At 62.4% G+C, this 13,629-nt stretch carries 10 protein-coding genes; 5 read left to right on the forward strand and 5 right to left on the reverse strand.

The features are described 5' to 3' along the window. Positions 1-253: 253 nt before the first annotated feature. The 3 genes from J3S28_RS27790 to J3S28_RS27800 form a co-directional block, all read right to left on the reverse strand. Positions 254-1,906, reverse strand: a complete 1,653-nt coding sequence (locus J3S28_RS27790; RefSeq protein ID WP_207844486.1) for a class I adenylate-forming enzyme family protein — start codon at positions 1,904-1,906, stop codon at positions 254-256. Between the two features lie 113 nt (positions 1,907-2,019). Beyond that, positions 2,020-3,732 carry a flavin-containing monooxygenase gene (locus J3S28_RS27795; protein WP_207844488.1) on the reverse strand — a complete coding sequence of 571 codons (1,713 nt, stop codon included), beginning with the start codon at positions 3,730-3,732 and terminating at the stop codon, positions 2,020-2,022. 274 nt (positions 3,733-4,006) lie between these two features. Beyond that, positions 4,007-4,606: a TetR/AcrR family transcriptional regulator gene (locus tag J3S28_RS27800; protein ID WP_207844490.1), complete on the reverse strand. Its 600-nt coding sequence runs from the start codon at positions 4,604-4,606 to the stop codon at positions 4,007-4,009. Positions 4,607-4,778: 172 nt separating this feature from the next. On the opposite strand from J3S28_RS27800, the gene J3S28_RS27805 reads away from it, so the two are divergent. From J3S28_RS27805 to J3S28_RS27820, 4 genes are read left to right on the forward strand one after another with little or no spacing between them, the layout of a single operon-like run. Further along, positions 4,779-6,242 (forward strand): MFS transporter, encoded by a 1,464-nt coding sequence (locus tag J3S28_RS27805; RefSeq protein ID WP_207844492.1) that lies wholly within the window; start codon positions 4,779-4,781, stop codon positions 6,240-6,242. Then, entirely contained in the window at positions 6,239-7,165 is a 927-nt protein-coding gene (locus J3S28_RS27810; protein ID WP_207844494.1) for an SDR family NAD(P)-dependent oxidoreductase, read from the forward strand. The genes J3S28_RS27805 and J3S28_RS27810 overlap by 4 nt, the downstream gene beginning before the upstream one ends. Then, complete coding sequence (locus J3S28_RS27815; RefSeq protein ID WP_207844496.1) at positions 7,156-8,073, forward strand: alpha/beta hydrolase; 918 nt, start codon at positions 7,156-7,158, stop codon at positions 8,071-8,073. The genes J3S28_RS27810 and J3S28_RS27815 overlap by 10 nt, the downstream gene beginning before the upstream one ends. After that, positions 8,070-8,891, forward strand: coding sequence for an SDR family oxidoreductase (locus tag J3S28_RS27820; RefSeq protein WP_207844498.1), 822 nt, complete (start codon positions 8,070-8,072; stop codon positions 8,889-8,891). Before J3S28_RS27815 ends, J3S28_RS27820 begins: the two co-directional genes overlap by 4 nt. Positions 8,892-9,079: 188 nt before the next feature. Here J3S28_RS27820 and J3S28_RS27825 read toward each other — a convergent pair whose 3' ends face one another. Both J3S28_RS27825 and J3S28_RS27830 read right to left on the reverse strand, forming a co-directional pair. Continuing rightward, on the reverse strand, positions 9,080-10,318 hold the full coding sequence (locus J3S28_RS27825) for a cytochrome P450 (protein ID WP_207844500.1): 1,239 nt from the start codon (positions 10,316-10,318) through the stop codon (positions 9,080-9,082). A 59-nt stretch (positions 10,319-10,377) separates the two neighbouring features. After that, positions 10,378-11,322: a cyclase family protein gene (locus J3S28_RS27830; protein ID WP_207844502.1), complete on the reverse strand. Its 945-nt coding sequence runs from the start codon at positions 11,320-11,322 to the stop codon at positions 10,378-10,380. A gap of 104 nt (positions 11,323-11,426) precedes the next feature. On the opposite strand from J3S28_RS27830, the gene J3S28_RS27835 reads away from it, so the two are divergent. Next, complete coding sequence (locus J3S28_RS27835; protein ID WP_207844504.1) at positions 11,427-13,601, forward strand: acetate--CoA ligase family protein; 2,175 nt, start codon at positions 11,427-11,429, stop codon at positions 13,599-13,601. The last annotated feature ends 28 nt before the right edge of the window (positions 13,602-13,629 follow it).

Below are 13,629 nucleotides of genomic sequence, written 5' to 3' on the forward strand. Positions count from 1 at the left end.
CCCTCGCCCGGCCGGTCATGAAAATAATGCTCATTCGGATAAACAAACTCGTCCATGAAACCCAGCAACCGCGAACGATAGTCCTCAGTAGTCGAGTCGAAAGTGAAATCCATTGCCTAATCCGTTCCTTCAAATCCCTTACGCAGGATGGCCTGCATCCGGCAACGATGCTGGCCGGCCGGCAATATCACTGAGAGCAATATCGGTAGCGGTCGCCCGCTTTTGCCCGGGCCTGCGGTGGATAGTACTGATCTCAACTCCGCGAACGTAATTCGCGGCGCAGTATCTTGCCGCTCGCGGTCTTGGGTATGGACGGCAGGATTTCGATGGAGCGCGGGCATTTGTAGGTTGCCAGGCGGTCTTTTGTGAAGGCGATGAGCTCCTCCGACCTGACCGAGGCGTCGGGATGCAGGCTCACAAAGGCTTTCACGGTCTCTCCGCGATAGGCATCGGGTACGCCGACAACAGCTGCTTCGCGGATGGCGTGGTGTTCGTAGAGTACGTCTTCGACTTCGCGGGGCCATACTTTGTAACCGCTGGCGTTGATCTGGTCCTTTTTGCGATCGATGATGTAGAAGTATCCGTGCTCGTCCATGTAACCGACATCGCCAGTATGCAGAGCGCCACCGGGCATCGATGTTGCTGTGGCCTCGGGCTTGTTCCAGTAGCCAGCGGCCACCTGGGGTCCTGATATGACAAGTTCTCCAACTTCACCTTGGGGTAGGTCGGCTCCCTTGTCGTCGACGATTCGGACCACCGTGTCGTAGACCGGTACGCCGATCGACGTTGCACCGCTGTAGGTGTCTACAGGCGCCCGGGTTCCGAAGGGTACGCAGTGCGAGGGTGAGGTGGTCTCGGTCAGACCGTAGATGTTGTAAATGTAGTGCCCGAACTGTTCCTCGAACGCGGCGAGGGTGCTCGCAGGGATCGGTGCTCCGCCGGAGCAGATCTTCGTCAGGCTCTGCAGGTTCTCCCTGGTCGCATTGTGGGCATTCATCAAAGCAACGAACACAGTGATAGAACCGACCGTGAAAGTTGCTTGCTGTGCCGCGATGGTGTCGACGGTCTCTGCTGGGTCCATGCGGCACATCAGCACCAGTGGTGCGCCGGTCAGCAGGGACAACCCAATGTGACCGACCAAGCCGGTGACGTGGAACAGGGGCGCAACACCGAGAATCACATCGTCGTGATCGATTCCCAGCCAGTCGCGATAAGTTTGGGCGTTGAACGTTACGTTGCGATGTGTTGTCATCGCACCCTTTGCAGGTCCGGTAGTGCCAGAGGTGTAGGTCAACAGCGCAACTGTGTCAGGCCGGATGTCGATCGCGGGGATGGGTTGTCCGCGCAGCCGTGCGAGCATCTCTTCCATGTTGATGGTGCCGGGGCATTCGATACGCTGCACGTCCTGCAGCGGGCCGCGGTTGGCACCTTGGTACTCGAGTTCGGAGGTGGTGATGACGATAGGCACGTCGATGGACCGCGTGACCCTGTGAGCAACATCCCTGTACAAAGACTGCAGGGCCACGAGGACCTTGGCACCGGAGTCGCGAACAATTTCTTCGAGCTCACGTTCGCGGTACATCGGGTTGGCGGACACGGCGATTCCGCCGGCCTTCCACGTGCCGAGCTGAGCGATCACGACCTGCGGAATGTTCTGGGCATAGATCACCAGGCGATCTCCAGGCCGAAACCCGGCGTCGGTGATCCCAGCAGCGAATGCGTCGCTCAATTCATCGAGCTCACGCGCGGTGATGTGCCCGTCGAAGTACCGGATGATGTCGCGTTCGGGACTGCGCCGCGCAGTGGCCTTGAACATCGCCAGCGCGTCCGTGAAATCGACAGTGCGCGTGCTCTTGTGGTCGGGACTGTACCTGGACAGCCACACCTTGTCGTCGTAGGCGCTCACAAAGTGGTCCTTTATAGAAGTGATGTCTGTGTGGTGCTCGTAGCGATGGAAGGCGCCTCACGCTGCTTGGCTGCGCACCCAGTCGTGCGCAGTTGGACGGCGACGGCGGCTTCTCAACTCCCGTACCTGAGGTCGGCTGGTTCGGGGGCCCGAAGCTTCGTCCAAAAGTCCACCATGGTCAGCGGGCTCGCGAGGACTACTTCCCCTTTGGCGTTGCGGTAGTAGGTTGTGGCGCGCGTCTCGCGGGCCCAGACGCTGTCTGCCATCAACTCGTCGACTTCGTTTTTCCAGCGAACGATCGCTTCCTCGGTGGGTTCCACGGAGCGGGCGCCCCTGGCCGCGAGGTCGCGGAGCGATTCGATGACGTAGTGGACGACAGCTTCGACTGCGAAGTTGTGGCCGCCGCCGTGCGAAGGGCTGGCGTGCGGGCCGGAAGTGATGAACAGGTTAGGGAAGCCCGGCACCTGGCACGCGTTGTAGGCCACCGGAGATTCGCCCCATCGGTCACCAAGCCTGTGGCCGTCTCGGCCGATCACCTCCACGTTGGCGAGATAGTCGAGCTCGAATCCTGTGGCATAGACGATCACGTCCACCTCATGCATTTGGCCATCGGCATCAATGATGCCCTCCGGCACAACCTCGCTCAGACCCGAGGCAACAGCGGATGTCTCGCGTTTCAGGGCGCCGTAGTAGTTGCCGGGGTCTCTGATCGGACGCTTGCCGAACGGTGCGAAGTTCGGCGTGAGTACCTTCATCAAGTCGGGCCGGTCGGCGAAGGAAGTCTGCAGATAGCCCAGGGCCACCTGGAGTACCTGGTCATTGGCCTGACTGATCGACAGATCATGGGTACGTGCCCACTCGTCGTCGTAGCGCACGACAGGGTAGTTGAAATCGCTGATCGGTATGAAGGTCAGCAAACGAGACCATTGAGCATAACCCGGGACGTGGGCGTTGAGCCACCGCTCGGTGACCGAAAATGTCTCGTCCACCGTGGGCGGCATCACCCAGTGTGGTTGGCGCTGAACCAAAGTCAGGCTTGCGACCTGATCAGCCAGCGCATCGACCACTTGCACGCTGGTACAGCCTGTTCCCACCACCGCCACTCGCTTGTTGGTGAAGTCGTAGTCATGGTTCCATTGTGAAGAGTGGAACCACTCACCGGCAAAGTCCTCCAACCCGCGCACCTTCGGGAACTGCGGACGCGTCAGGTAGCCCGCGGCGGTCACCACAGCACACGCGGACGTGAGGTGCTCGCGGCCATCTTTGAGATACGTTATATTCCAACGATTTTCAGTCTCATCCCACTCCAGGCGTGATACGTGTGCTTCGAAGGTGATGTTTTTGCGAACGTCGTACCGATCCACCACACGGTTGAGGTAGTCGAGGTACTCCTGGCCGGTGGGGTAGACCCCACTCCAGTTCTGGTTCACCTCGAACGAGAACGAGTAGTAGGCGCTGGGTGTGTCAACACCGACACCCGGGTAGGTGTTTTGCTGCCATACCCCACCTGGTTGTGCGGCCTTCTCGAGGATCCGGCAGTTCATTCCGGCTTTGCCGGCGGCGACAGCGGTGGCGATGCCCGCCATGCCTGCACCAATTGCCACGATGTCGAACGCGTTCACATCGATATCGGCCTGCTGGGATGTGGCAACGAAGTCAACGAAGCCGGCCTGCTCGCGGTAGAAGGCCGCTGTCTCAGCCGGAACTTCCCACCCGACGAGTCCGCTCGCCAAGGCCGAGAAGTCGGCGTCCGACACCGGCATTGAGGTATCGGAGATTGTGTCGTCACGACTCACGTCGTCGTACCAGTCGATGAGCTGTTCCATCCGCGTGGCCGACAATGCGCAGACGACCCCACCTCGTTCGAACCCGTAGGTCAGCTCCGCAAGAAAACTCCGCGCGCGGGCCGTGTCTCCTGCCCGGGCGGCTAGGGATGCGGCGAGCACGGCAGGGTTGGCGCCGCGCAGGCGAGCGCGGGTATCGGCAGCGAGATTGGGGGGACGGACCTCAGGAGTGGGCACGATAAGACACCTCTTCGTGTGTGCGATCTACGTCACACGAGTGTATCTATACTCAGAGTATTGTCAATAGACTCATAGTCTAAGTTCGTTGAGCACGCAGAAGGTCTCGCGCGGCAGATGTCAGGTACTGCACCATCAGATCCGCGTCGGCCTCGGGATCCTCGAAGAAGTGATGGGTGAGGACCTCCTGAAGCAGGAGCACCAGCATTGACGCGCGCGCATCAGCTTCGCGGTCCGTGAAGTGAGCCCACAGTTGATGCTGGGAGCGGACAATCTTGACCAGTTGTCGATAGCGGTCGGGGAGGTCTTTGGCCAACTCTGCTGATGAGGCCTCTGCTGCTACGCGGTTGCGGGCCGCGGTCATCTGCCACGCCCGGACGAAACGAGTCAGCCAGGCACCAATCGAGCTCGCCGACCAGTCTGTGAGCGCCCCGAATTGGGCGTAGATGTCCTCAACTTCGACCCACATGCGCTCGACGACAGCCGCGAGCACCGCGTCTTTGGTGTCGAAGTAGGCGTAGAACGTGGCGCGGCTGGTGCCGGCCTGGTCGGTGATGTCATCGATCGACGTCGCGTGAAAGCCCTTCACGCTGAACGAGTCGATCGCTGCTGCGACGAGCAGTTCGCGGGTTTCCAGGCGTCGTCTATCACGCAAGGACATAGGTTTTGGCTCGGCCATCTCAACATCCTAAGCCGTACCCGAGAACTTCCAAGAAGACTTATCGTCCAGTTACTTGACTTCAAGTACAACATTGGGCAAGATTTCTGCGAACGGTGACCCAGGTCACTTCGGTCGATTCGGGTTTTAACTCATCACTGCCCACCTAGGGCCTGCACCAGGAGTCGTATCCATGACCTCCCCCTCTTTGCGACAACCGCCCGACGGCCCGCCTCGTTCGAGGGGCAGGTGGATTACGGCCCTTGCCTGTCTGGTGTTGCTCACCGAGCAGACTGCACTTGGTTTCACGCTCATCGCGCCGGCCCTCACCGGGCTGGCGATGGAGTATGAGACAACGCAAATCATCTGGACAATAACGATTTTCACGCTGATCGGCGGAGTGCTGACACCTGTGGTCGGCAAACTCGGCGACCGCTTCGGAAAGCGCAAGGTACTGGTCGGGGCGGCCCTCATCGCGCTGGCGGGGTCAATTTTGTGTGCGCTGGCGCCCAGCTTCGGTTTGTTCCTGCTCGGACGGGCGCTGATGGGGCTGAGCACCGCATTCCTCCCGGTCACGTTCGCCTTGATCCGAGATGTGTTCCCGGAGAACTACCGGTCGATGAGTATCGGCATCGCCACCAACGGTGTGGGCGTGGTCACGATCGTCGGCCCTTTCCTGGCTGGATTCCTCATTGACAACTACTCGACCTCGGCCGTGTTCTGGTTTGTCGCAGTCATTTCTGCGGTCGGCGCGGCGGGCACTCTTGCCCTGGTGCCGGAAAGTACAGTGCGAAATCGCAGCCGGATCGACGTGATCGGTGTCCTGGGACTTGTCGCTGGTTTGTTGCTGATCCTGTACGGCATCTCGCAGTTGCAGACATGGGAATTGGTGGACGTGAAAACGCTGCTGACCGTGGGCGGAGGGTTAGCGATCCTGATCGCGTGGTGGATGTACCAAGCCAGGACAAACGATCCGTTCATAGACACGGCGGTCCTCTCGACCCGCCCCATGGCCACAACCATTCTCACGTACTCGTTTGCCGGCGGTGCCATCACGGTGATGGCGAGCTATCTGCCGAGCATGCTGCAGACCCCTCGCCTACTCGGCATGGACTACGGTTTCGGCCTCAGCGCCACCGGGGTCGCCCGCTACCTGATCCTCGCCGGCGTCCTGACTGTCGTCGCCGGAATCATCGTCGGCGCCCTGGCGCCCCGGATGGGTTACCGCCCGTTCTTGATCATCGGCCCGGTAATCATCGGAGCCGGGGCGACCGGGTTGTCCGCGTTCACCACTGAGACGTGGATGCCGGTGTTGTTCTACGGCCTGGTGGGCCTGGGGTCGATCGTCTATGCCGCCGGGCCCGGAATGCTGATGGTCGTGGCACCTGCAGAAAGTCGCGGTGCGGCCGCCGGCATGATGGGCGCGATCAGCGCCGCGCTCGGCAGCGGTTTCACGCAGCTGGCCGGGCTGGCATTGTCGAAGAACGTGGGGCAACTCGTCGAGGGGTATCCCATCTACACAGCCCGCGGATTCAGTCAGGTCTTCCTGATCGCCGCGGGGATGTGCGTAGTGGCCTTCCTGGTCGCACTTTTCATACCCAAGGTCAACAGCGGCGAAATCCAGGACCGCAAATCACAAGCCAAGGAGACGGTATGAGCCTCGATTTCGATCAACGCGTCATGATTATCACCGGTGCAGGCGGTGGTTTGGGCCGAGCGTATGCCACTTTCCTGGCCGCCCGGGGGGCACGAATAGTCGTCAACGACTACGGCGGGACAGTGCACGGGGTGCCAGGCGGGCCAGGAATGGCACAAGCAGTGGTGGATGAAATCACCGCAGCCGGCGGGCAGGCTGTCGCCTCTGGCGCAGATGTCGGCGTCGACGGGTCGGGCGACGAACTCGTCCAGCTTGCCCTTGACACGTGGGGCCGACTCGATGCTGTCATCAACAACGCGGGCGCCACGCGAGGCGGCGTTGGGATCGCCGACAACTCGATCGAGGACCTGCTGTTCTCGTTCAACATTCACGTCGCCGGTGCCGCACGATTGGCCCGGGCCGCATGGCCACACCTTCTGTCTTCTGACTCCGGTCGAATCGTCAACACCTCGTCGGACTCGATCTGGGGAACGCCGACCAGCAATTACGTCACCTGCAAGGCAGCGGTTTTCGGCCTCACCAGGGCACTGGCTGCAGAGGCCGCTGCGCACGGCTCGCTCAAGGTCAACACCGTGATGCCCTCGGCCTGGACCCGCATGACCGGTGGAATTCCCCCGGGTGACTTCCGCGACACGGTGGAAAACAACTTCCCACCTGAGGCAGCCGCGCCCTTCGTTGCCTACCTCGTGCACCCCGAATGCCCCTGGAACGGTGAGGCCTTCCAAGTTGGTGCGAATCGCGCCGCTCGTGAGTACCTGGCTGTGACAAGCGGTTTCATCGCCGACCAGGAGAAGCCACTCCAAAGCTTCGCCGAACACCCCGAACAGGTCACCGACACAAGCACCTGGGTGATCCCCGGTGACATGCTGGAATCTGTCGAACTGGTTGTCGCCGACCTCGAAGGGCGACCCCGATGGCCCTGAACCCGATCGTGGAGACGATCGCCGACGGCATGCAGCAAGCATTCGGCGAATCGATGACCGCGCGCTCAGTGGACGAGCTCCGTACGATGACCGCAGGCATGATCCCTGTATCGGCAATCGAGGTCGGCTCGGTCTTTGACTCCACCGTCTCGACGCCCGCCCGGCAAGTCCCGATTCGGGTCTACCGCCCCACCGCAACCGCCAAGTCCACCGGGGTCCTGATGTGGATCCACGGCGGAGGCTTTGTACTGGGCGGACTGGCCATGGGCGATGACCTGAGCCGGCGTCTCTGTGAGGCTCTCGGCGTCGCGGTGGTCAACCTCGACTACGCGCTGGCACCCGAGCATCCGTTTCCAGCCGGTGTGGACGACTGTTTGGCTGTCTACGAGTGGATTCGATCAGGTCCAGCCGAGCTCCAGGGCTTCGATAGGTCCCGCATTGCGGTCGCCGGTGACAGCGCCGGCGGAAACCTCGCCATGGTCTTGAGTATGCGGTGCCGAGACGAAGCTCGCACACCGCCAGTCTGCCAGGTCAGCGTGTACGGAACCGCCGAGTGTGTGGTGACCAACCCAGAGCTGGGGGATCTGATCTTTCTGACCGCCGCCGATGCCGAATGGTTTTGGGAAGCTTACACATCCGACCACGAGAACCCGTACGTATCGCCGGCTCGGGCCCCGTCGGTCGCCGGGCTACCGCCCTTGTTCGTCGTCACCGCTGAACACGATCCCACCAGGGATGGCAGCGAGCGCTACGGAAACCGAGTTACCGAATCCGGAGGCGTGGCCCGAGTCAGACGGTACCCCGGTGTCCACCACGGATTCTTCGGTCTCGTCGACGTACTCGACGAGGCACGCGACGCCTTCGGGGACGTCGTTGCGTTCATCACCGAACAGATGAGGACCTCATGAACACCACGAGAAGCGACCTCCAAGGGCAGACAGCGGTCATCTCCGGCGCCGCTTCTGGCATCGGCGAGCATCTCGCCCGATACGCCGCGGCCGAGCTCGAGATGACCGTGGTCGTCGCCGACGTCGACCTCGACCGCGCCACCACAGTGGCGCGCGACATCACCTACAACGGAGGTACGGCTCGGGCGCAGCACGTAGACGTCGCCGACTGGTCCTCGGTACAACAACTGGCCGAAGCCACCCGGAACGAATACGGCACGCCTGCTCTTTTGGTGTGTAATGCCGGTGTCGAGATGACCGGCTTCGTCTGGGATACCGACCCGCGTCAATGGGAAAGAGTTCAGGCGATCAACGTCAATGGCGCCTTCCACCTCATGCGCGCGTTCCTACCGACGATGATCGATCGCACTAGCCGGGGTCACGTCCTGTGCACCTCTTCAGTCGGGGGCATCGCGATCGGCGCCTCGCAATCGGCATACACCGTCAGCAAACACAGCATCCGGGTACTGGCCCAATCGCTGGAAGCAGACCTCGAGTCCGCACGGGCCAACATCGGCGTCTCCATCCTCGTGCCCGCAGCCGTGCGCACCCGGATCTTCGATGACGCGGCCACCACCGGCGACTCATCAGCCGAGAACTACCGAACGCAACTCGCCGCGCACCTGGCCAACGACGGACTCAGCCCAGAGTCCGTCGCAGCGTTGACATTCGAGCAACTCACAACCGGTGCGCGGTGGATTCACACTCACCCCGAGATGTCATCAACATATATCGAGCAGCACTACGCTGACCTCACCAGCGGACTGGAAGTCCTTTGACCTCGGGCGGCAAGGTTCAGCATCGGCCTGCCGTCGCGGACCACCTTGCTCCAGTGGCTCGCTACCGTCGACGAGGTCGCGACACGATCATGTACGCGTCCTCGAGGTAGTGTCCGCGACCAACGGCGCCGCGCTCCGCGCCGAGGTCGGGGTTCTGCGTCACCCAGGCGAGAGTCGCGTGATCGGTCTCAGACCCCGCGCCCAAGGTCGAGCACCAATCGTTCCGGTCCATAGGTGGCCGCCGCCGGATCCGAGAGAACCTCGGGCATGGCGAGGCTGAGATCCGGGTAGTTCTCGGCGAGGACCTCCAGTGCCACCCGCATCTCCGAGCGGGCCAGCAGCTGGCCCAGACATAGCCGGTGCCCCCGGCCGAACGTCAGATGCTGCGCCGCGTTGGGACGTTCGATGGAGAAGCGATCCGGATCATCGAAGATCTCCGGGTCCCGGTTCGCGGCAGGAATGTTGATGGAAAGCGACTCGCCTTCGACAAATCGAACGCCCCTGACCTCGAACTCCCCGGTCACAGTGCGCAAAATCGTGTGTAAGGAGGGCGTCAACCGCATCGCCTCTTCAACCGCCTGCGGCGCGAGCTCCGGCGACTCCACCAGCAGCTCCCACTGATCTCGGTTCTGCATCAGGAGGAAGACCGCCCAACCGAGCTGCAACCGGGTTGTGTCATGGCCCGCGAAAAGAAGGTTCACCAAGGCACCGAACATCTCGGCCTCGGTGATACCGAAGCCTTCAGCATCGATCTCAGCGGCTGCGCGAATCAGCGCCGAGACGAAGTCGTCGCCCGGTTCGACTCGGCGCGTTTCGACAAGCCGGCCGAAGTAGTCGTAGAGACTACGGAGCGCGTCATCGATCTCTTCTTGATACGGCGCCACCGGATTGTGCGAGAGCCGCGCCAGACTGACGGTCCACGATGTGAATTCGGCGACGTCAGCGGTCGGAATACCCAGCAGTCGGCAGACATTCTCTATCGGGTAGGTGTCCAAGAAGTCGCTCACGAAATCGAGGTGTCCGGCGTCGGCGTTCGTCTGAATCAATCTGGTCGCGACAGTTCGCATGTCCTCGCGCATCCCACGAATGTCTCTTGCGTTGAACGCCTTTTGAAGCACTTTACGGATCGGGTCGTGACGAACCCACGGCATCAATGGCAGCATTCCCTCGGTCGCATACCTGATGATCTCCGCCGACGCATCCTGCTGGCTGTAGTAGTCGGCGCCGATCCCGTCCAGGTGTTCCCGATCGACGAGCAGTGCACTGGCTTCCGGCCATGACAGCACCTCGAATCCGCGGACTGAGCGCGCGAGCCAGTTTCTCCCGCGCAACTCTTGGATCGTGGCGTACGGGTCCCTCGCATACCGCTCGCTGGCGTAATCGAATTCGGGTAGCCGTGGGGCCAACTCAGCTATGGGGATACTCAAGATCTTCTCCTGTCAAATAGGTGTCGCGACACGTTTGGGGGATGGTCGAAGATCGCACCTCAGAGAACCGCCAGTGGATTCACCGGACTGGCCGTTCCCCCGACGATGGCCAACGGCGCCAAAACAAATAGGAACTCGTGACGCGCGGTCGCGGCGAGATCTTCTAGCCACAGCATCTCGATGAGAGGGGCGCCGTACTGCCAGAGGGCCGCCATGTGGACGTCCTCGTCGACCGACCCGTGGAAGCTTCCACCGGGATCGAGGGCGCCGACCGCGACGTTGTCACTACCGACGGCGACGACATCGCGCTCCAGAAGCCAGGTCGCTCCGGAGTGACACAGACCAGGCTGTTCGTCCGAGAACGCCACCGGGTCGTCAGCGAACACGGTGATCCATCCGGTTCGTACCAGCACCACATCGCCGGCTCGGACTTCGATGCGCTGCGCGTCCGCCACGGCGCGCAGCAGTTCGGCGTCGATACGAACGCTCTTCTCCAGGTTGCCGACTCCTCGATACCCCGCGACATCGAGCAGCACCCCCCTGGTCACCAGTGGTCCGAGCTTCTCGATGCCACATCGGGTTGCTCCGTAACTCCGGACTCGACCGGCATCGTGCCCGTTGTAGAGCTTGTCGCCGCGCCACATATGGGAAAGCGCATCGACGTGCGTGGTCGTGCCGTGCGGCGAGACGATCAATGCGTCGTCAGCCACCGACATCTCCCCTTTGATCTGCCGAGACCCAGCCGCATAGTCTCCACCATCGACCGACATGAAGTGTTGCGGCAGAGGGCGTCCGGCCAGATGAGGGATCTTCGACCTACCGCTACCGGACGTTGCGCCCTCGATCGGTAGCGCCAGCGACAGGACCTTCCCATCCCGAACCGATCCACAGGAGTTCCGGACCAGCTCGGGGGTTATCGCGTTCGCGGCCCCTCGCTCATCCCCGGCCCCCCAGCGTCCCCAGTTGCCGAAGGGAGCGTCGATGGGTGTGTCACCGTCAGCCATCGGCCCACGACCTTTCGTAAGTCACTGTTCGAGGAGAGCTCTTATCGGTAGGCTACCAACCAATCGCTTGCTTAAATAGTGCTTTCAAGAAGGGAACCACCACGATGCCAACCACAACGGACCCCGGGGTCGACGTCGACCCGGTGCTGCGCCAGGGTGCCACCACCGCCGACGGCCGAGTCACAATTGCGGAACATGCGGTGAAGGAACTGCTGCGTAACAACGGCGTCGATGTGCCGCGCGGCATCACCTTCACGCATTCACCGGAAGCCGCCGCTGCCACACGGGGTCTCACTGAACCCCTTGTGCTCAAGGCATTCGGGCCCGGCCTGCTGCACAAGAGCGATGTGGGTGGGGTGAAACTGGGGCTGACCAGGCAGCAGATCCCGGCCGCGGTGGACGACATGCGCGCCCACCTGACAGCTGTCGGCATCACCCCTGACGGGTTCCTGGTCGAAGAACAGCATGCCGGCGGTATCGAACTGATCGTCGGGGTCGTGCGCGACAGTACCTTTGGCCATGTCCTCCTACTCGGCCTCGGCGGGATTGCCACCGAACTGCTCAACCTGTCAGCGGTACGGGTGGTACCGCTGTCACGGTCCGACGCCGAAGAGCTCGTCGACACGTTCCCGGGTGCGCCGCTACTCAAGGGGGCCCGCGGCACCGACGTGATCGACCGCGACGCCCTGGTCAACGCTCTCCTGGCGATCGCCGGCCCGGAGGGACTGGTGAACCGGATCGGTCCAGCCCTGTCGGAGTTCGAGTGCAACCCAGTTGTCGTGACCACGACCGGCGCCTCGGCCCTCGATGCCCGGCTCCTCATCGAAAAGTCTGTCGTCGACGGCAATCCGGAACGGACGGCCACCGATTTCGCGGCCCTTTTCGCGCCCTCGTCGATTGCGATCGCCGGCGCATCAGGATCGAAATCGACGTTCGGCAACAGGTTTCTCGCCGCGTACCGCCAGGTCGGCTGGACCGACGGACTGTACGCACTGCACCCCTCCGCGCAGCAAATTGACGGGGTGCCCGCCTATCCCGACTTCACCGCGATGCCCACCGTGCCGGACTACCTGGTCGTCGCAGTCCCTGCTTCGGTCACCCCGTCGGTGGTTTCGCAAGCAGCTCGAGCCGGCGTCCGTTTCATCCATGTGATCACCGGAGGGTTCGCCGAGATGGGCGCCGCTGGCCTGCTCCTCCAAGAGCAATTGGGCTCCGCCACAGACGGTTCGGACGCCAGAATCCTCGGACCCAATTGTCTCGGCGTCTACTCCCCGCGGGGACGTCAGGTCTTCACCCTCGGTGCGCCCGAAGAGGCCGGCGCAGTGTCCGTCGTATCTCAGAGCGGCGGCCTGTCGGGCGACATGATCACCGTCGGTGCACAACGCGGCATCCGATACTCCAAACTGGTCAGCATCGGGAACGCGATCGACGTCACGCAGGCCGACTTGGTCGACTGGCTCGTCGATGACCCGGACACCGAGGTCATCGGGATCTACCTCGAGGGAGCACGGGACGGCGTACGACTCCGCAATGCTCTTCGCCGCGCAGACGGCGTGAAGCCCGTGGTCATGTTGCGGGGCGGGGCCAGCGAGCAGGGCTCCACCGCGGTCAGTTCGCATACCGGATCCATGGCGAGCAGCTCGAAGGTGTGGGATGCGGTGAGTTCGTCGACCGGAACCCACCAGGTGCCCTCACTCGAGACGTTCCTGTCCTGCCTGACGTATCTGCAGCAGTATCGGCATGCACAGCAGGCAGTTTCATCCAGCGGCGTGCTGGTCATCGGACTCGGCGGTGGCGCCTCCGTGCTCGCCACGGACGCTTGCGACCGCGCAGGACTCGCCGTGACCCCCCTGCACGAAGGGCTCAAGGCGTCGCTCCGCGAGCGTGGCTTCGGAGCGGGGACCAGCGTCGCCAATCCACTCGAAGTGCCCGTCGGGCCGACATCGAGCCCGTCAATTCTGGCCGATGTGTTGCGCGTCGTTCTGGTCGACACCGAACAGAGCTATGCCGATGTCCTCATCCACCTGAACGTCGCCGCCTATTACAACTACGGAACCGCGGGTGTCGTTCCCCTGATCGAGTCGCTACGAGCCGTGATCGATGCGCGGTTTGGCGTCCGAATTGCGGTGGTACTCCGCAATTCAGATGTCGCGCCCGCTGCGGACGGTGAGATGCTCATCGACTTCATCAGAAGCGGTCGCCTTCCGGTGTTCCGCAGCTTTGACGAAGCGACGGCCGCGATCGCATCGGCGCAGAACTTCGACGACCGTCGCTTGTAGAGCGTACTCAGCACGAACTCGGGGCCCG

The sequence above is a fragment of the Williamsia soli genome (genome assembly GCF_017377795.1).
Lineage (GTDB): Bacteria > Actinomycetota > Actinomycetes > Mycobacteriales > Mycobacteriaceae > Williamsia > Williamsia soli.

What these genes read in the sequence shown, in the direction of transcription:
- J3S28_RS27815 (WP_207844496.1), top strand. Translation starts at nt 7,156, where the DNA reads ATGGCCCTGAACCCGATCGTGGAGACGATCGCCGACGGCATGCAGCAA.
- J3S28_RS27810 (WP_207844494.1), top strand. Translation starts at nt 6,239, where the DNA reads ATGAGCCTCGATTTCGATCAACGCGTCATGATTATCACCGGTGCAGGC.
- J3S28_RS27800 (WP_207844490.1), bottom strand. Translation starts at nt 4,606, where the DNA reads ATGGCCGAGCCAAAACCTATGTCCTTGCGTGATAGACGACGCCTGGAA.
- J3S28_RS27835 (WP_207844504.1), top strand. Translation starts at nt 11,427, where the DNA reads ATGCCAACCACAACGGACCCCGGGGTCGACGTCGACCCGGTGCTGCGC.
- J3S28_RS27805 (WP_207844492.1), top strand. Translation starts at nt 4,779, where the DNA reads ATGACCTCCCCCTCTTTGCGACAACCGCCCGACGGCCCGCCTCGTTCG.
- J3S28_RS27830 (WP_207844502.1), bottom strand. Translation starts at nt 11,322, where the DNA reads ATGGCTGACGGTGACACACCCATCGACGCTCCCTTCGGCAACTGGGGA.
- J3S28_RS27820 (WP_207844498.1), top strand. Translation starts at nt 8,070, where the DNA reads ATGAACACCACGAGAAGCGACCTCCAAGGGCAGACAGCGGTCATCTCC.
- J3S28_RS27795 (WP_207844488.1), bottom strand. Translation starts at nt 3,732, where the DNA reads ATGGAACAGCTCATCGACTGGTACGACGACGTGAGTCGTGACGACACA.